The 18,710-nt window shown below is 36.5% G+C and carries 15 protein-coding genes; 8 read left to right on the top strand and 7 right to left on the bottom strand.

What is annotated here, in order from left to right; all coding sequences use genetic code 11:
- Window positions 1-138: 138 nt before the first annotated feature.
- The 5 genes from IPK35_17850 (at window position 139) to IPK35_17830 (ending at window position 7,910) form a co-directional block, all read left to right on the top strand.
- Window positions 139-3,267, top strand: a complete 3,129-nt coding sequence (locus IPK35_17850; GenBank protein ID MBK8055079.1) for a tetratricopeptide repeat protein — start codon at window positions 139-141, stop codon at window positions 3,265-3,267.
- Window positions 3,268-3,435: 168 nt separating this feature from the next.
- Window positions 3,436-4,980, top strand: a complete 1,545-nt coding sequence (gene nadB, locus IPK35_17845; protein MBK8055078.1) for an L-aspartate oxidase — start codon at window positions 3,436-3,438, stop codon at window positions 4,978-4,980.
- Window positions 4,981-4,992: 12 nt separating this feature from the next.
- Window positions 4,993-6,537 (top strand): hypothetical protein, encoded by a 1,545-nt coding sequence (locus IPK35_17840; protein MBK8055077.1) that lies wholly within the window; start codon window positions 4,993-4,995, stop codon window positions 6,535-6,537.
- Window positions 6,538-6,550: 13 nt separating this feature from the next.
- Window positions 6,551-7,105: a DUF4199 domain-containing protein gene (locus IPK35_17835; protein MBK8055076.1), complete on the top strand. Its 555-nt coding sequence runs from the start codon at window positions 6,551-6,553 to the stop codon at window positions 7,103-7,105.
- Window positions 7,106-7,304: 199 nt separating this feature from the next.
- The gene (locus IPK35_17830; protein ID MBK8055075.1) at window positions 7,305-7,910 is read left to right on the top strand and encodes a MarC family protein; all 606 of its coding nucleotides are present in this window, start codon (window positions 7,305-7,307) and stop codon (window positions 7,908-7,910) included.
- Between the two features lie 172 nt (window positions 7,911-8,082).
- On the opposite strand, the gene IPK35_17825 is transcribed toward IPK35_17830, so the two are convergent.
- The 5 genes from IPK35_17825 to serS form a co-directional block, all read right to left on the bottom strand.
- Window positions 8,083-9,228 carry a DUF4407 domain-containing protein gene (locus tag IPK35_17825; protein ID MBK8055074.1) on the bottom strand — a complete coding sequence of 382 codons (1,146 nt, stop codon included), beginning with the start codon at window positions 9,226-9,228 and terminating at the stop codon, window positions 8,083-8,085.
- Window positions 9,229-9,468: 240 nt separating this feature from the next.
- Window positions 9,469-9,612 carry a hypothetical protein gene (locus IPK35_17820; GenBank protein ID MBK8055073.1) on the bottom strand — a complete coding sequence of 48 codons (144 nt, stop codon included), beginning with the start codon at window positions 9,610-9,612 and terminating at the stop codon, window positions 9,469-9,471.
- Between the two features lie 622 nt (window positions 9,613-10,234).
- Window positions 10,235-10,798, bottom strand: a complete 564-nt coding sequence (gene frr / locus IPK35_17815; GenBank protein MBK8055072.1) for a ribosome recycling factor — start codon at window positions 10,796-10,798, stop codon at window positions 10,235-10,237.
- A gap of 49 nt (window positions 10,799-10,847) precedes the next feature.
- Window positions 10,848-11,537 (bottom strand): zinc metallopeptidase, encoded by a 690-nt coding sequence (locus tag IPK35_17810; GenBank protein MBK8055071.1) that lies wholly within the window; start codon window positions 11,535-11,537, stop codon window positions 10,848-10,850.
- A gap of 155 nt (window positions 11,538-11,692) precedes the next feature.
- Window positions 11,693-12,973, bottom strand: a complete 1,281-nt coding sequence (gene serS / locus IPK35_17805; GenBank protein ID MBK8055070.1) for a serine--tRNA ligase — start codon at window positions 12,971-12,973, stop codon at window positions 11,693-11,695.
- A gap of 600 nt (window positions 12,974-13,573) precedes the next feature.
- Here serS and rho point away from each other — a divergent pair.
- The 3 genes from rho (at window position 13,574) to rnpA (ending at window position 16,303) form a co-directional block, all read left to right on the top strand.
- A complete protein-coding gene (gene rho, locus IPK35_17800) occupies window positions 13,574-15,415 on the top strand; it encodes a transcription termination factor Rho (GenBank protein ID MBK8055069.1) in 1,842 nt (613 codons plus the stop codon).
- Window positions 15,416-15,584: 169 nt separating this feature from the next.
- Window positions 15,585-15,740, top strand: a complete 156-nt coding sequence (gene rpmH / locus IPK35_17795; GenBank protein MBK8055068.1) for a 50S ribosomal protein L34 — start codon at window positions 15,585-15,587, stop codon at window positions 15,738-15,740.
- Between the two features lie 191 nt (window positions 15,741-15,931).
- Window positions 15,932-16,303, top strand: coding sequence for a ribonuclease P protein component (gene rnpA, locus IPK35_17790; protein MBK8055067.1), 372 nt, complete (start codon window positions 15,932-15,934; stop codon window positions 16,301-16,303).
- 242 nt (window positions 16,304-16,545) lie between these two features.
- On the opposite strand, the gene IPK35_17785 is transcribed toward rnpA, so the two are convergent.
- Both IPK35_17785 and IPK35_17780 read right to left on the bottom strand, forming a co-directional pair.
- Entirely contained in the window at window positions 16,546-18,105 is a 1,560-nt protein-coding gene (locus IPK35_17785; GenBank protein ID MBK8055066.1) for a hypothetical protein, read from the bottom strand.
- Window positions 18,105-18,662, bottom strand: coding sequence for an RNA polymerase sigma factor (locus IPK35_17780; protein ID MBK8055065.1), 558 nt, complete (start codon window positions 18,660-18,662; stop codon window positions 18,105-18,107). The genes IPK35_17785 and IPK35_17780 overlap by 1 nt, the downstream gene beginning before the upstream one ends.
- Window positions 18,663-18,710: the final 48 nt, after the last annotated feature.

Raw genomic sequence — 18,710 nt, 5'->3', positions numbered from 1 at the left:
TTAATTTTGCCGATCATCCTTGATTCCTGTGTTACTAAAAAGAAAAGGAACGAAACAGGAGCAGTGGGTAAATTTTACCATAATACCACGGCCTATTATAACGGATAGTGGAATGCCAACGAAATCCTAAAGGAAAGCATGCGCACCCTCAGAGCCGCAAATGTGGATGATTATAACAAAATACTAGAAGTAGAAGACTATATATCCATAGACAACCCTAAAATGGTAAAAGGTGATATGGACAAAATCATCGAAAAAGTGACTACTGTGGCACAACTTCATGAGCCTTCTGATTGGGTCGATGATTGTTATGTGATGATGGCTAAGGCCCAATATCTAAAGCAGGAGTTCGAAACTACTGAAGAAACATTGGAATACTTTCAGGAAGATTTTAATCCATCCAACCCTTATGGAAGGAATTATAAAAGTAAAAAATTGACAGGTAAGGCTGCAAAAAAAGTTAAAGAGGCTGAAACTAAAGAAAAGGCAAAGTTGAAAGAGGCAGAAAAAGAAAAAAAAGAAGAAGAAAAAAAACAGTTGGCTGAAGAAAGGGAAGCAGAAAAAAAATTGATTGCAGAAGAAAGGGAAGCAGAAAAAAAAGCTACAGCAAAACTTAAAGAAGAAGAAAGAAAAAATAAAGAAGAGGAAAGAAAAGCTGAAACTAAGCTAAAAGAAGAGGAGAAAGAAAGTAAAGAAGCTGCGCGAAAAGTTGAAGCAAAGTCTAAAGAGCAGAAGAAAAAAGAGACCGCAAAAGAACGTGAAAGGTTAAAAAAAGAAAAAGAAAAGCAAAGGAAAGAAGATGCAAAAAACAGAAAGAAGGGCATTAAAACTAAAAAACCGGTATCAACCCCCAAAACTCAGGAAGTAAAACAACCAGAAGTAGAGAAACAGGAAGAGATAAAGCCTGAAATAAAACAACCTCATAAGCCGGCTGAAAAACAGCCACTTAAGGTAACGGAGCAACAAAAATCTGACGATATTCAGAAAACTGAAAACAAAGTAACTGAACCAAGAAAAAAGGAAGTCTCAAAATCAACTAAGACAGTCAAGGAAAAAGAAGAAAAAGAGGATGAAATTGCATCTGAAAAAATAGAGAAAAGTAAAAAACCGGAGGTTGACAAAACTGCTTATAGCGAAGGGTTGCTATGGTTGGCAAAAACTTATATCAAGCGTGAAAACTGGTTTTCTGCAGAAATGTTGCTTCAAAAACTGGAGAAAAGTGCGATAAGTGATGAAATCAAAAGTGAGCTCCCGGCTACATATGCCAATCTTTACATAAAGCAAAAAAAATATGATGAAGCCGCACCAAAATTAATACAGGCAATTGATGAAGAAGGAGATAAACAACTGAAAGCCCGATATGCCTACATTCTTGCTCAATTATATCAAAATCAAAAAAATCACACCAAAGCACTGGAATATTTTACTATTTCAAAAAAGTATGCCAGAACTCCGAAACTTGCATTTATGGCTGAACTGGCTACTGCAAAAACAAGTATCCAAAGCGGCAGCAAGTCAAAATCTGATGCTATTTCTGACTTGCAAGCTATGCTTAAAGATACCAAAAACAGTGATGTGAAGGACCAGATTTACTTTACTATTGCAGAAATTGAATTGTCACAGAATAATTTTGTGCTGGCTATTGAAAATTTCAAAAATTCGATTTCTAATAACGTTAGCGATCAAAAATTAAAAACAGAATCATACTATCATATCGCTCAATTACAATACCAAAATGAGAGATACCTTGAAGCATCAGCTTACTACGATTCGACCCTGGCTAATCTGCCAGTCGCTGATTCCAGATACATTCAGGTGCAAAAACTGGCTAATAATCTAAAGGATATAGCTACTAATATCGAAAATATAAATTATCAGGATACTTTGTTGTATTTTGTATCCTTGTCAGCAGATGAAAGAAAAAAGGCCATCCCACCATATTTAGCCAGAAATCAGAAAAAACAAACATTGTCAGGTAGTGGGAATATTGTGACAAAAAATCTATTTGATAATTTCGGCAATATAGATTTCGGACAGAGTTCATTTTTTGCTTACAACAAAAATACAAAGACACAGGGCAAAGAGAGTTTTGAAAAAATATGGGGTAAAAGAGCGCTGAATGATGACTGGAGAAGGAGTGCAAGAAGTATATCTTCAGGAGAAGATAATAATACTAATAAAATAGCTGAATCAAGCGGCACTCCACCTGATATCGCCAATGTGGAAGAGTATGAAAGATTTCTTCGTGAATTACCCACAAATCCCATTAAGAAACAAGAGACAAATGACCGTCTTATGAATAGCATGTTCACTCTTGGAAAGTTGTTCAGAGATAAGATCGAAAATTACAGTAAATCTGCATCGACCCTTGAAAATATGAATTCAAGATTTGGTACTACAACAAATGAAGCTGAGTCGTTTTTCTATTTGTACCTTGACTACATGGATTTGGGCAATAAATCAAAAGCTGAGGAATATAAAAATAGACTATCATCCAAACACCCTCAATCTAACTATAATGCTATATTGGACAATGCTAATGATATTAATAAATCAGGAGGTGTTACAGACAAAACAGATCAGCATTACAAATCAGCATATACACTTTTTGAATCCGGAAAATATGCAGAAGCTGTAGCACTGCTGGATAAAACTCCTGAAGTTGCAGGTGAAAATCATAATTATCACGCCAAAATTATGTTACTCAAAGCTATGTGTATGGGGGGACAAGGCGGAAAGGACGCATATATCAGAGGCTTGAATGAGGTGATAAGCAACTATCCCAACACACCTGAACACCTGAAAGCAAGGGAAATAATGCGATTACTCGGAGGAGACCAATCCGCTTTTACAACTGTAAAGGATGTGGACAATAAATACGAAAGAGAAACGAATGTCACTCACTATTCCATTGTGATCACATACAACATTGATGAAACAAAATACACCAATCTTAAGGTAGCAGTATCAGAGTATAATAAAAAACATTTTAAAACTGAGCGTTTACAGCAAGGAGATGCCACACTTAATATCGAAGAAAACACCCAAATAATTCTGGTGAGAAAGTTTGAAAATGAAGAAAAAGCGATTGAGTATGCAAATAAGGCCATAAAAGATAAAAGTGAATTTTCAAATAATGCCGAATATACTTTTGATGTGCTGCCAATCTCACAGGCAAATTATCGAAAAATGCTTAGCGACAGATCATCCGTTGGATATCGAACTTTTTATGAAAATGTTATCCTGACTTTATCAGGAAATAAATAATCATAGCAACCTAACCACCATTATAACTGACACCAAACCCCTAAAACCAAACCCCTAAATTTTGGTTGTACGCTTAAGTTTTATACTTTTGTTGCAATTATAAAATATCAAGAGTGATACACAGATGTACTTGTTGTCGGGGCGGGAGTTGCTGGATTTTCATTTGCCATCCGTATGGCAGAAAAGAGACCCGACTTAAAGATAACGGTCCTTACAAAGACACACGAAAAAGAATCCAACACAAGTTATGCTCAAGGAGGAGTGGCTGCAGTATGGGACAATAATATCGACAATTTCAGAAAACATATTGAAGATACCCTGGATGCAGGCGATGGTATATGTGATGAAAAAATCGTGGAAATCGTCGTAAAGGAAGGTCCCGAAAGAGTGCGTGAGATCATAGAGTGGGGGGCCAGATTTGATAAAAATAAAAAAGGTGACTATGACCTTGGCAGAGAAGGAGGTCATTCAGAAAACCGTATCCTTCATTACAAAGATATCACTGGCTGGGAAATTCAGCGAACACTCATTGAAAAAGCCAAACAATATCCCAATATTGAATTTCATGAACATTATTTTGCTATTGATATCATCACCCAGCATCATCTGGGGCGCAATGTGACCAGGCTCACGCCGGATATTGAGTGTTACGGTGCCTATGTTTTCAACAAAAATAGTAAAGAGATTGAAACCTTTTTATCAAGAGTTACGGTATTGGCTACCGGTGGGGCAGGGCAAGTGTATAAGAGCACTACTAACCCTACTATTGCCACAGGTGATGGTATAGCCATGGTGTACAGGGCCAAAGGTCGGGTGGCCAATATGGAATTTATGCAGTTTCATCCTACTTCCCTTTATAACCCTGCTGGCGAAAACCCTGCGTTTTTAGTATCAGAAGCCGTGAGAGGATTTGGAGGAGTATTGAAGACCACTGATGGGAAGGAATTCATGCATAAGTATGACGAAAGATTATCGCTTGCTCCACGAGACATAGTGGCTCGAGCAATTGACAATGAAATGAAATTGCGAGGAGATGATTACGAATATCTTGATTGTACCCATCTTGATCAGGAAGCATTTTACAATCATTTCCCCAATATCACAGATAAGTGCAAAAGTCTTGGTATTGATCCCGCAAGAGACTTTATACCTGTAGTGCCTGCCTGTCATTATACTTGTGGAGGTATTTTTACAGATGAAATGGGGCAAACCAGTATCATGCGCCTCTATGCTGCAGGCGAATGTACCTGCTCGGGATTACATGGTGCCAATCGTTTGGCATCGAATTCATTGCTTGAAGGCCTGGTTTTTGCAGACCGGATACACCAGGACATCGAAAATAAAATCGACGGGTGGCATATCGAAAATACTATACCTGAATGGGATGCTGAAGGTACTACCGAACCCAAGGAGATGGTTTTATTGACACAAAGCTCAAAAGAACTCAAGGAAATCATGAGCAGTTACGTCGGCATAGTCAGAACTGATGTTCGTCTCAAAAGAGCGTTGGACAGACTTCACTTACTATATACCGAGACTGAATTATTGTATCATAATACTATCATATCACCACAGTTGTGCGAACTGCGCAACCTCATCACGATAGCTTACCTGATTACTAAAGCTGCACAAATGCGAAAAGAGAGTCGAGGATTGCATTATAATACCGATCATCCACATCAATTTGATTACAAAGAGACTACATTTATGTAATAATACTGAATCATGCAGGAAGACAATAATAAATCAATTTTTAAGGAGTGGCTGGAAAAATTACAGCAAGAGTCCTGGCAACTTGAGCTGTTGATTTCAGGATTTGCAATATTTGGGATATATGCGGCCCGCACTGTCATTACCGATATTGAGTTTATGATTCAAAGTGATTTTGATGGTGATTTTCGTTTCCTTGCTATACTGTTTCATTTTATATTGAAGACAGGATGGCTTATTTTTTTTATAAACCTGATCGTCCATGTTATACTGCGTGGCCTTTGGATAGGAGCTATAGGATTACGTTATGTGTCGCAGGATATTAATTATGATGCATTGAGATATTCTCCAAGGATGACCGAATATCTTAAGAAGAAAGTAGGAAGTTATGATGACTTCATCGAAAGACTTGAGAAAATATGTAGTGTCCTCTTTGCATTTACTTTTTTGTTGTTCATGTTGTTCCTTTCACTTATGCTGTTTTTTATTCAGATAGTTCTGATCATGGAGGTGGGCAATATAATTTTTAAAGATAATTATTCAGGTGTAGCATTTGTAACCTATTTTGCTCTTTTATATCTCATTTTGGGTGCTCTGGTTTTTATTGACCTGATTACTTTAGGAGGATTTAAAAAGATTAAAGAAAAGTCAATATCCCGTATTTATTTTTTCCTTTACAGGTATTTCAGTGCTACCACTTTGTCTTTTTTGTACCGGCCTTTGTTGTACAACTTTATCGACAATGATTATACCAGAAAACTATTTTATATATCTATACCTTATATTTTTATTGTAATAGGTGGATATACTATGTTTGAAAATGTCTCAAACCCTTATGAGCCGGACAGACTTCAGAAGTTATATAGCGGCACTTTATTGGATGACACTTATTATGATGATCTCAGAAATATCAGACTTTCTGAGTATCCCAATGAAGAAAGGAAGGTAAACAAAAAACAATTAAGGTGGATATCTCTGGCAAATTTTAATGTCACAGAGTCCGTTTCATCTTTGTTCATCAGGATCAATACTGACATGGTCAAAATTGCATCTGCTGATACTTCGCTTGTACCTTATAAAAAGAGTGGTTTTAGTTTCAGATGGTTTAACAACAATATGGTGGATGACAAATTTCTTGATGCTACAAAGAATATTAAAGAAAAAGCTATAAAGTCCTTATACGATAAAAAAAGAGAAATAAAAAGCAAATCAAAATATTCAAACCAAAAATCTGATTTGGACTCTATGGATGTTATCATAAATGAGCAACAACAATACTGGAACAACAAGATACAGGGAACCGAGAGTACAAAAGTGCATAAAATCATTGCTGCATTTGTAAATCAGATAGAGTTATATGTGGACACCATGAAGGTGGACCTACGGCATTGTTATTTTTATGCACATCCAAATTATAATGAACCAGGGTTAAAATGCTTTTTTGAAACTGATTCGATATCAAGGGGAATGCACGATTTAAAGATCATCAAAAAAATTATTGTTAGAAATAATGATAAAATCCAAAATGATTCAATAATTTTACCCATTATTAAACACTAAAATCAAAATAGAAATGGACTTTTTACAATCTAATTGGGTGAAATATGGGATGTATCTCGGGATTATCACCATACTTGTACAATTGGTATCCTACTATGTGACACCTATCAATGTTTGGATGCAAATGCTCTTAGGTTTTGTAATCATGATAGTATTATTTTATCTAGCCGGCAAGGCTGAAAGAGAAGCAAATGGAGGCGTGTTGTCTTATGGGCAGGCTTTAAAGACTACTTTTCTCACTGGTCTTACTGGAACTGTAATCAGTACTTTGTTTTCAATTATTCTGATACAACTTATTGACCCGAGTCTTGTGGAAAAGTTGGCCGAGATTAGCGTAGAAACAGCACGTTCTATGATGGAAAAATTTGGAATGCCAGAAGACCAGATGGCTGCGGCTTTAGAAAAAGCTGAAGAAGAGGCTGCCAATGCCTTTACTCCTGGCAAAATGCTTTTGCAAATAGTATATGGATCAATATTTGTTTTGATTTTTGCAGCCATCGTGTCTATTTTTGTAAAAAAGAATGAAGACCCAAATCACGTCAGTGTCCAGGATATAGGTGAAGTTTGACACCTTAAAGGGCTTTTTGGGCATAGTCACACCAGAATTTAATCTTTAGATTGATAAGGTTGTTTCGCCAGCATTGGCGAATATCAATTGGTTAATGTTTGTTAAAGAATTGTAAAATAAAATGTTGCAGAATGATATTTTGCAACATTTTATTGTTTTACACGTCATTAATGTGACTATATACAAAATTATATTTTTTATGAGTATTCAAAATATTTTATCTATAGGATTGATCCTGTTTTCTGTTATTGACATTTTGGGCAATATACCTGTGGTGATTGACTTAAAGAAGAAAGGGATAGAAGTGGATTCTATGAAAGCAGCCCTGGCTTCGCTGGCATTGATGGTAGGTTTTCTTTATGCGGGAGAAGGTATCCTTAAGATATTTGGAGTGGACGTTCAGTCGTTTGCTGTCGCTGGGGCGATTATTATCTTTTTCATTGGGTTGGAGATGATTCTGGGTGTCAAGTTTTTCAGGGAGAATCAAGGCCTTGAGACTGGGTCTATCGTCCCTATAGCATTTCCGCTGATTGCAGGAGCCGGCACCATGACCACTATTATTTCGTTAAAATCAAAATATCCCAACATGGATATATTGGCAGCTATTTTTCTGAATATCATCGTTGTCTTTGGTGTACTTCATTTTTCGGATTGGATCAAAGACAAACTCGGAGATGCCGGAGCTGCAGTATTGCGTAAGGTATTTGGAATCATCCTTTTGGCTATTGCTATTAAGTTATTCAAAGAAAACTTTCACTTAGTCATCACTCCTGATAGAAAGCTGGGATTTCTGAAAGGAGTTTAGATTATCAGTGATCACACCTGGTTGATTCTACCTTGAATTTTGTTCAGCGACCAAAGATTAAGACAACTATGTATTTTCCTTTTTGACTTTGCAATCATTCAGTTATTCACAGCCTTACAAATCAGGCAGGCTTAATTAGGAAGGACTTAACATCAAATATGAAGTATCATTCTCAGAAATCAAAGATCCTTCTCTTACGTAACAATGCAAACCATCCTTCCTGTTTTTCCATAATCTGTTCTTTCTCTCGCCTTAAGGCATGAGCAAAGACTTCATTTTCAGCATTGACCATCTCTGTTATTCTGAACCCTGCTGTTTTGTTTTCAAAAGTAAGTTGCGAATCAGTAGCCAGTTTTGACAGGGTAGTGGCTTTCAGATTGGCCAGATGATATTCAGTTTCGAGAGTATCTACTCGCTGATCATAAGGGGATTTTTCACTGATGAGTTTGACTAAGATAGGAGAACACTCTATGATCAGAAATAGTATAGTAATAAAGAGACCGGCTATTCTTATGGCCTCTTCTCTGTCTGACAGTCTGTGCAATGCTTTCAGTCTTGAGGCAAAGCCTGTGAGTGATGCCCTGCTGAGAGTAGCAGTTTCATCTTTCTTTTTTTGATCGATTTCGTCCAGTTTTGTGAGCTGGACATCCAGCATAGGTTTGATTTCTGCATATACCATTTGATAGTCCTGTTCGGATTTTTCGGCTGCCAGTGACTTAGCTTTGTAAATATTGCCCATGGCTCTGATCTTACTTCCGCCTGTTCCGTCAGCTTCTGCCAGTGCTTCTTTGGTTCTGGTGATCCTTTCCTGATCAGCATTATTGAGTTTATCACGCAATAATTTTATTTCATCATTGACAGTTTTAACATCAGCTTCATATCTTTTATTGAGCAAGTCATCCTGCATTTTGTATGTCTCCTGCTGCATCATACCTATTTCAGCGTTGATTTCAGATTCAAACAACTTCAGCTCCAGAGGCGTAGCTATGACGATGCCAATAAATACTGCCAGTACGACCCTGGGCAACGCCATACCTATTTCTTTGAGAATATTGTTCTTTTTTCTCATTCCTGAGACAATGTATCTGTCCAGGTTGAATATCATCATACCCCACAATATCGCAAATATAGTCGCAGATACATAAGATTGAAACACAGTATATAAAGCATATCCGGCTGAAATCGCTGAGAACACCCCAGTAAAAAATATGGTTGCCCCTATGCCGTGGTACTTATTGTAGTCACTTGGGCATCTTTTGAGAATGGAATCAACTGCTCCTGAGCAAAATATAAAAAACGATGACAATCTCTGATTCATATTTTTAAATATTTGTTGTATTAAGTTCTAAAATGATAACTCAAATATATTCCTGTAAGTATGTCGTCATCAAAAAAAATAGACCAACATACTTAAAAGAAGGACAAAGATATATTATTATTTTTTATAATATATAAAATGCTGTAATTATTTTCGATTTTATTTTTTTGGTTTGGTTCTGATTTCGATAGAAATGAACGTTGGCTCATTATGGTAGTGTATTATATAATACCTAAAAATCTAAAATGATAATCTATTACGACCTCCAAATACTTCAAAATCAGTCGCGTTGCTCACTTTTAGCTTCGCACCATAATGGTGACTATGATTTGTCGCTAAAAATGCTGATTTTATTGTATTTGAAGCTCTCACTACGAATCTCATTTTAGATATTTAGGTAATAGCTTTTCATTTATAGGGTTGATTACGGTCTGTAAATATTTATAATCAATACATCAGACCTGAAATACACCTTTCTATTATCTCTAATCTTTATGTCCGAAATTAATATATGGACGTAGTCCTGTGATCTTTGTAGCAAAAATGTCCATACACCACCACGTCGGGGCGTTGCCCTGTGATCTTAAAAGATGTGGTAAATATAAGATGTCAGGGCTACGCCCTTTATGTTTCAGGTGCTAATGTGTTCTACAAAGAAGAGCTACGCTCCTGCCCCGATAGGCGGGAGTAATTGATCTGCAGGATCATGTATCTAAAGCATCGTTTGTTCGTCGTAGCTTCTAACTTCGATGCAATATATTAAGGCATCTTGCCTGAATCTTAAAACAAATTGATGATTTTTAATGTGAGGCGAAAAAATGAAATACACCCAAGACGCGAGAAGTAAAATCCTGGCCTATCAATTAAGATTTAACACTAAGGTCGTAGCAGATCCTTTTTTGAAGCCTGGGTTTGAAAAAAAAGAGCAGATACATTTTATCATCTGCTCTTTGTAATTTTCAGGTTTACTGTATCACTTTATCATTCAATGATACCCTAATAAAAATTATACAGTCATGATGTCTTTTTCTTTGACTTCAATCATTTTTTCGATCTTGACCATGTAAGATTCAATCGTTTTCTGAACTTCATCTTCTTTCCTCTTTCCCAGATCTTCAGGAAAACCATCTTTTACTTTTTTCTTAATGTATTCCATGATTTTGTGCCTATGCGCCCTGATGCCGATACGTGACTCTTCTGCAGCATGTTTGGCTTGTTTGACCATGTTCAACCTTCTTTCTTCACTCATCGGTGGAATCATCAATCTCACTACTTCTCCATCATTCATAGGAGTAATACCTAGGTTGGCTTCAAAAATCGCTCTCTCTATTGGTGCAAGTGATTTCTTTTCCCACGGCTGAATACTGATTGTCCGGGCATCAGGAGTAGTGATATTGGCCACCTGATTCAATGGGGTAGGAGAGCCATAATAGTCCACCATAAGACCATCCAGCATCGCAGGAGAAGCCTTTCCGGCTCTGATTTTATTGAGCTCGAAAGCAAGGTGTTCTATGGCTTTGTCAAAGTGCTCTATAGTATTTGCAATACTTAGTTCTATTTCTTCAATCATAACTTATTTTAATTGTTTAAGCAGTGCAAAGTTAAGCTCTTTTAAAAAATTAATCTCTGTTTGCTCCAAGGAATGATAAGAGAAAGTACAAAAACATCACCAAAGCTCCCAATGCCGCAGAAACATATGTCATTGCAGCCCACCACAAAGCATCTTTTGCGCCATCATGCTCTTCTCCTCTCATATAACCTGAATCATCCAACCATGCTAATGCTCTATTGGAAGCATCAAACTCCACTGGTAAAGTGATAAGACTAAATAATGCAGTAACTCCAAAGGTAGCTACTAATATCATAAGCATAGTTGTACCTCCTATACCAGCACCCATTCCAAATACCACTCCCATGAACAAAAATTGCTGTATACTTGAACTAAACTGCACTACAGGCACAAGTTTTGACCTCATCTGTAGCATACTATATGCCTGATTGTGCTGGACTGCATGACCACATTCGTGAGCTGAAACAGCCGCCGACGCTATCGACCTTCCATTATAAACTTCAGGAGAAAGAGCCACTGTTTTGTTTGCCGGATTGTAATGATCAGAAAGAAATCCCTGTCCCATGACTACTTGAACATCGTGGATACCATAATGTCTAAGCATATCTTCTGCGACCTCTTTTCCACTTTTACCATTTCTGGTACCTATTCTGCTATAATGTGTAAATTTAGATTTTAATCTGTTTCCTACTACCATACCAATGACAGTGAAGACTCCCATTGTAATCCAATAACCTATTCCTACCATAAAAATTTCTGTGTTTATTTTTAAAATTTAATAATTTCTTCTATTAACCATTAGACATAAACAAAAGTTTCAAGTCACATGGCAATTTTTGTAAATTTTTACTGCAAATAACTATGTACAATAAGACAACTCATTCATTTATGTTTTTAACCAATCTTCTCAAATCCTGTATAAGGCTGTAATGCTTTAGGAATATATATACCGTCTTTAACCTGGTGATTTTCCAATAACGTAGCCACAATACGAGCTAGTGCCAATGCACTTCCGTTGAGGGTATGAGCCAATTTTGTTTTTCCATCATCGTCCCTGAATCTCAGCTTCATCCTATTGGACTGAAATGTCTCAAAATTGGATACAGAACTTACTTCCAGCCATCTTCCTTGCGCAGCCGACCAGGTTTCGAAGTCAAATGTCAAGGCTGAATTGAAACTCATATCTCCTCCGCAAAGTCTCAATATCCGGTACGGGAGTTCCAGTTTAGCCAATAGTCCTTTCACATGCTCTACCATTTCCATGAGCACCTCGTATGATTGATCAGGATGTTCCAATCTGACGATCTCTATCTTATCAAACTGGTGCAACCTGTTAAGTCCTTTTACATCAGAACCATAAGAACCTGCTTCTCTTCTAAAACATGGCGTATACCCTGTGAGTTTTATTGGGAAATCATTTTTTGAGAGGATCGTATCTCTGTAAAGATTGGTCAGAGGAACTTCTGCCGTCGGAATGAGATAAAAATCATCTTTTTCGCAGTAGTACATTTGCCCTTCCTTGTCCGGCAGCTGGCCTGTGGCTTTGGCTGTGTCTTTATTTACCAATAACGGAGGTTGAATTTCTTGATACCCTGCCACTACAGCTTCATCCAGAAAGAAATTGATCAAAGCCCTTTGAAGTCTGGCACCTTGACCTTTATAAACCGGAAAACCTGATCCTGTAAGAGTGACCCCATCTTTGAAGCTTATCAGATTGTACTTTTCAGCAAGTTCCCAGTGGGGTAATGCATCGGCTCCTAACTCCGGAAGCGGTTTGTCCCAAGCCTGGAAAACCTCATTGTCTTCCGGTTTAAGACCTATTGGTACCGATTCATGAGGCGTATTGGGAAGTTGGATGATCATCTCTTCCAAACCTTCTTTGATAACTTTGAGTTGTATATCCAGTGATTTTGAATCTTCCTTGAGCATTGCTACTTCAGATTTTAAAGCATTGGCTTCTGCGGCTTTACCACTCTTAAACAATGTTCCTATTTCATCAGAAAGCTTATTTGTCTTGGACAACATATTGTCCAGTTGCGTTTGAATACTTTTTCTTTTATCATCTTCTGAAATTATTTTATCTACAAGATCTATTTGTTCAGAAGAAGCATTTTTTTTACGGAGTCCGGCCAGAATTCTCTCTTTGTTCTCTCTTATATTGCCTATTTCCAGCATATTTATATGTTTTTTATAATAATTTTGATAAAAAAAATAATTTTTCGCAAAGATAGTAATTACAATATCAAAATATATAGCTAATTTTGTGCTTTCATAAATTTCATAAGAAATCTATCGTCCGATAGCAAAAAGCTTTTCAAATTAATTTCATAATTTTCATCAGAGTAAAATTCAGGATATTTTACACTACTCAAGTTGATGTTATTTCATTGATCAAAGGCATGGTTATTTTTGAATCACTATTTAAAATTTTAGATTTCATAGATCAGAGTACAATAGGCAAAAGGCAACAAGAAGTATGATTATACATGAAAAAAAAGGTTTGGCAACGTTTTAACTTTTAAAACTCTAATTTTCAAATTTATTAAACCTAATTATAGTGAACATAAAATATTCTGCGAAAATTTAAATCATAATGTATTGTAAATTAAATAATTATGATTGTAAATTTTCGCAATCAATTTTCTGTTTGGTATATTTTGCATACTAATTTCTTTTGACAATCAATTTTCTAATTGTAGACAAACATGCAATTTTTTAACATTTTATAGACTGTAAAACTATTTTAATTAAATTTATATCCACTAAATACATTTTATGTACGACATTTTGCAATTAAATGACATGCTTGTTCAGGAATTGAAGACACTTGCAGACAAACTTTCTCTGAACAATGTCAAGAAGCTAAGTAAGCAGGAATTAATTTATAAAATTCTGGATCAGCAAGCTATACTGAGTAAGTCAAAGGTAGCTGAAGATGATGAACATTCTGAGCAAAATAAAAGAAAAGGCAGGAAGCCAGCTATCAAGAAAACGGAAACCGAAACTGAACAGCTAGTAATTGCAGAAAATATTTCTGAAAAGGAGATCACATCAAGCGAAGAAAATATTTCTAAAAATGAGATCACATCAATAGAAGAAGAAATTTCTGACAAAAGTGAAAAACCAAAATCAAAAAGAGAGCGGGTGAAAATTTTAAAAGCACCTGAAAAAGTAGAATTTCGTCCCACAGTTCCGGCAAAACCTACATCTGAGCCTATTCCGAATGATGTGGAAGCAGAACCCGATGTGAAAAAAGTTAACCACCCTTCAGAAAGAAATCCCCGGTTTGATCAGAATCAACGTAATCAAAGATTTCATTCTTCAGGACAGGGAAATTATTCAAGACCACAGCCGTTAACAGATAAACCTGTACATCAATCAAATCAACCATCAGACTCACCGAAACCTGCATCTCATACAAATCACCAGTCTGACACACCAAGACCAGTGCATGTAGTCGAATCAAAGCCTGAGGAACCTAAGTTTACAGCAGATCTGGATGGAGTGATAGAAAGTGAAGGCATCCTTGAACTCATGGTGGATGGTTACGGCTTTTTGAGATCTTCAGATTACAATTATCTTTCGTCACCGGATGATATTTATGTTTCGCCTTCTCAGATCAAGTTATTTGGCCTCAAGACTGGAGATACCGTATTGGGATCAATCAGACCCCCAAAAGAAGGAGAAAAGTATTTTGCACTTCTAAAAGTCTCCAGTATCAATGGTCTGGATCCGCTTAAATTGAAGGAGAGGGTACCATTTGATTACCTGACCCCATTGTTTCCGACCGAAAAGTTTAAACTCGCGTCGCATCCTTCAGGCAAAGATTATGGAAACAGAATGATTGATCTGTTTACTCCGATCGGAAAAGGGCAGAGGGGACTTATTGTCGCCCAACCTAAAACAGGTAAGACTTTCCTTCTGAAAGACATTGCAAATGCTATCGCTGACAATCATCCTGAGTGCTATTTGATAGTTTTGCTGATCGACGAAAGACCTGAAGAAGTCACTGATATGAAAAGGAGTGTGCACGCTGAAGTAATCGCAAGTACATTTGATGAGCCAGCAGATAATCATGTAAGGGTAGCCGGAATCGTCTTGGAAAAAGCCAAAAGACTTGTCGAAAGTGGCCATGATGTCGTGGTATTACTTGATTCTATCACCAGACTTGCAAGGGCCTACAATACAGTGGCTCCTACAAGCGGTAGAGTGCTTTCGGGTGGTGTGGAAGCCAATGCGCTGCACAAGCCTAAGAAATTTTTTGGTGCGGCCAGAAATATCGAAGATGGTGGTTCGCTGACTATTTTGGCAACTGCACTTACCGATACTGGCTCTAAAATGGATGAAGTGATCTTTGAAGAATTTAAAGGTACAGGTAATATGGAGTTGCAATTGGACAGAACTCTGGCCAACAAACGTATGTATCCTGCCATTGACATCACGAAGTCAAGTACCAGAAGGGAAGAACTGTTACTACCTGAAAGTGTATTGCCAAAATTATTTATATTGCGTAATCATCTGGCTGACATGAAGCCTGATGAAGCAATGGAATTTATCAAGAAGCATATGAATGGCACTGTAAGCAATAATGAGTTTTTAGTTTCTATGAATGGCTAATTCATTTAGTCGATAAGAGACAGTTATAAAAAAATAAAATTACTTCAATTTGCATTCAATTAAAAAATAATCCTTACCTTTGCGCTTCTTTTAAAAAAACAGGGATAAATTTCTTTGTTTTTTATAAGGAGTAATATTATTTCAAATAGTTAATCTTCAGATAAGTAAAATGAAACGTACATATCAACCATCCAAAAGAAAAAGAGTCAATAAGCACGGTTTTAGGTCCAGAATGGCTACTAAAAACGGTAGACGTGTATTAGCAAAGAGACGGGCCAGAGGCAGACAAAAGCTTACTGTTTCTGACGAGAAAGGCGCAAAGTAAGTTATATATAATATAAAAATTATTATTTCAAAAATTCTGATTACACTTATTGGTTGTAATCAGAATTTTTTATTTTTACCACACAGTACTCTGGTATTACAATTTCTTTAAGAGTATATTTAAATTTTTATGTTTGAGCGAAAGTGAATGTATTAAACATACTCTAAAGTACAAAAATATAATGATCAGTTTTGGACCATAGACTAAAAGGAAAAATTCTCATAGACAGAATCTTTACTGAGGGTAAATCATTTTTTGTATATCCTGTAAAAATGATATACTTTGTAGAAGAAGTTGACGGGGCTGATAGTGCCTATCACTGCGGGGTGTCTGTCAGTAAAAGAAATCTGAAAAGAGCTGTAGATCGCAACCTGATAAAAAGAAGGATGAGAGAAGCCTTGAGAATCCAGATTAATGATGCGGGAGTATTATCGGAGCGCAAGATCATTTATATGATGCTAGTCTATGTAGGCAAAGAAATCATCTCTTATGATGTGATATATCAATCTGTAAAAAGGAATCTGAAGAAAATTAATTCTACTTTGTCAGCTTCAAAATTCTAAATCAATTTCACTTTCATCAAAATGTAATCGACCTGAAATCTGATATTTTTTCATAGTTATATATAAATGTATGGGTAAATTTGGGTCAAAACTGTTGAGTTGAGCAAACAGTTTCCAATGAATCGAAAAATCAGTATGATTTGACAAAATTGGATTAAGGTACATCACGGGTGGTGAAACGGCAGTTTGATTTTCGTTTTCAGAGTATAATTATTAGAAAAGCTTAAAGTATAAACATACCCTTAATTGATAAAAGTTTTGATACCGACCTGTAAGGATGAAGTGTGGATTTTGTCTTTATTTGGCCCGATGCCTATGTCGTTACTAAGGACATGTCTGAAATAGGACGGTTGAACAAAAATGGATGAGTTCTTAAAAATGCTCTTTTCTATACCAAAACCAAATCCGAGAGTTACATAGAAGTTGTCTTTCAAATTGTCACCTTGAAATATTCCTTTTATGAATGGTTTTTGGTCTAATCTTGGCTCTTCATATCTTGCACCTTTGGGTTTACCTCTGACCAATCTTTCTGCAATGTCATACTCTGCATTGACAACAACGTTTAAAGTTGCACCTAACATCAAATATGCACTCCATCCAGCACCGCTTATGCCATGATATTTTAAGTTGAGTGGAATGGAAGCCAGATCATAAGATATTTTATTAAGGCTCTTTTCAAAATAGTTATCTCCAAATTCACCAAATTCATCAATAATGAGTTTAGGTTGATATTCCTTAAACATATATCCTAACCCAGTCTGAATTTCGATATTGGAAGATTGCTTTGAAATGTTTACTCCGTATGCATTGCTCAATGCCTCTTTTTTGTATGATGCTATTGAATATAGTTTGTCAAACGGAGTATTGATAAGGTTGACATCTTTAGCAGCCCATAATGATACTCCTATTCTGGATTTTATAGCTGGTAAAGCTGGTTTTATGGGTATGATTAATGCTAGTTCAGTTTCAGGAACAGAAAAGTCTCTCGCCGCTATGTTTTCTAAATATTGATGATTTCTGTCCTGAGTTATTTCATTCTGCATTTGGTCTTCAAAAGCTAACTTTGAATGATCGGCATCAGATACATTTGAACTCGCGATATCTGAGCGAATTTCTGACGACATGCCCATGCCAATATCTGCGGCATTATTCTTCGTCACTATTTCTGATGATGGTGAATCATCTTCAGAGACTGCAACATTTGCAACTTGGAATGTTCCTGCCAAAGACTGGTCATTTAAATCTGTAACAAGGTTAGAATGTAGCCCTGAACTGGCCGACTCATCTAAGTTCAGTGTCAAAGGCGTTTTTTCTGCATCAATAGAGCTGATGACATTTATTTGACTTTGTTGTTGTATTGGTTTTTTTGACTGTTGAGTTACAACAGGTTGATCTAAACTTTCAGAAGCTGGCATCGCTTTTTTTGCTGGCGGCTTAATATTTGCAAAAAGCTCTGTTTTTTTGTTGGCCTGATCTCTGTCAATGTATGAAGGAAGTTGTGTTATAGTAAAAACTATGAGGAAAATTGCCGCCAGTTCCAGGATCTTTGAGATAAAGACTGTATTTTTCCTTGTCTCTATCGTGATGAGCTCTGTTTTCAGCATGCGCCAGTGTTCAGATTTGTAATGTGGCTTGTGCGATTGTAAGTGACTTTTTACAGTGTCATCAAATGTGTCATCAGTTTGTACTGGCTGGACGATATCAAGTTTTGACTCAAGTGAAGACCAGATATCCTGCCCATCTGACGGACTAAGATGATCGAGTTTCCCCTTTACAATATTGTCAAATTTTTTATCGTTCATTAAAACCGGAAATTGGAATCCAATAATATTTCTTTAAGTTTTGTTCTTGCTTTTACAAGATTAGACCTGCAAGTACTCTCATTTATACCAAGAAGGCTTGATATCTCCTTGTGAGAATACCCTTCGATCACAAACATATTAAATACAGAACGATAAGAATAAGGTAATCGCTGCAAGGCACTTAAAATTTCTTCGCTGCTCAATGCTGAAATAGCATCAGGTATATTTGTGCTGACTTGTTTTGCAGCATCAAGTTCATCAGAACGGTGTTTTATGTCTTTTCGATAAAAATCTATGGCAGTATTGATAGTAATCTTTCTCATCCACGAAATGAGCGATGTTCCTTCCTGATACTTATACAGGTTTTTGAAAACTTTCAGGAAGGCCTCGTGAAGGATGTCTAATGCATCTTCATTATTTCCGGCATATCTCATAGCAAGAGCCATCATCAGCGAATAATGGTCTTCATACAACCTTTTTTGAGCCCACCTCTCATTGTTGATACAAGCTCTTATAAGGTCTGATTCGTCCTGATTGAGATGAATGATTATATCCATGTGATAAAGGTAAGATTAACTCCCCTATACACAAAAATAAAAAGTGTT

This window comes from Saprospiraceae bacterium (genome assembly GCA_016713025.1).
In the GTDB taxonomy this organism is placed as follows: Bacteria; Bacteroidota; Bacteroidia; order Chitinophagales; family Saprospiraceae; genus OLB9.
Note: the sequence above shows the minus strand (reverse complement) of the source record. Positions and strands in the feature narration are given on the sequence as shown.

Bases quoted from the DNA above. Each gene is read 5' to 3' on its own strand.
- IPK35_17830 (MBK8055075.1), top strand. From the start codon at position 7,305: ATGAGTATTCAAAATATTTTATCTATAGGATTGATCCTGTTTTCTGTT.
- serS (MBK8055070.1), bottom strand. From the start codon at position 12,973: ATGCTGGAAATAGGCAATATAAGAGAGAACAAAGAGAGAATTCTGGCC.
- IPK35_17850 (MBK8055079.1), top strand. From the start codon at position 139: ATGCGCACCCTCAGAGCCGCAAATGTGGATGATTATAACAAAATACTA.
- IPK35_17825 (MBK8055074.1), bottom strand. From the start codon at position 9,228: ATGAATCAGAGATTGTCATCGTTTTTTATATTTTGCTCAGGAGCAGTT.
- IPK35_17780 (MBK8055065.1), bottom strand. From the start codon at position 18,662: ATGGATATAATCATTCATCTCAATCAGGACGAATCAGACCTTATAAGA.
- rho (MBK8055069.1), top strand. From the start codon at position 13,574: ATGTACGACATTTTGCAATTAAATGACATGCTTGTTCAGGAATTGAAG.
- IPK35_17820 (MBK8055073.1), bottom strand. From the start codon at position 9,612: ATGAGATTCGTAGTGAGAGCTTCAAATACAATAAAATCAGCATTTTTA.
- rpmH (MBK8055068.1), top strand. From the start codon at position 15,585: ATGAAACGTACATATCAACCATCCAAAAGAAAAAGAGTCAATAAGCAC.
- frr (MBK8055072.1), bottom strand. From the start codon at position 10,798: ATGATTGAAGAAATAGAACTAAGTATTGCAAATACTATAGAGCACTTT.
- IPK35_17785 (MBK8055066.1), bottom strand. From the start codon at position 18,105: ATGAACGATAAAAAATTTGACAATATTGTAAAGGGGAAACTCGATCAT.
- IPK35_17840 (MBK8055077.1), top strand. From the start codon at position 4,993: ATGCAGGAAGACAATAATAAATCAATTTTTAAGGAGTGGCTGGAAAAA.
- IPK35_17835 (MBK8055076.1), top strand. From the start codon at position 6,551: ATGGACTTTTTACAATCTAATTGGGTGAAATATGGGATGTATCTCGGG.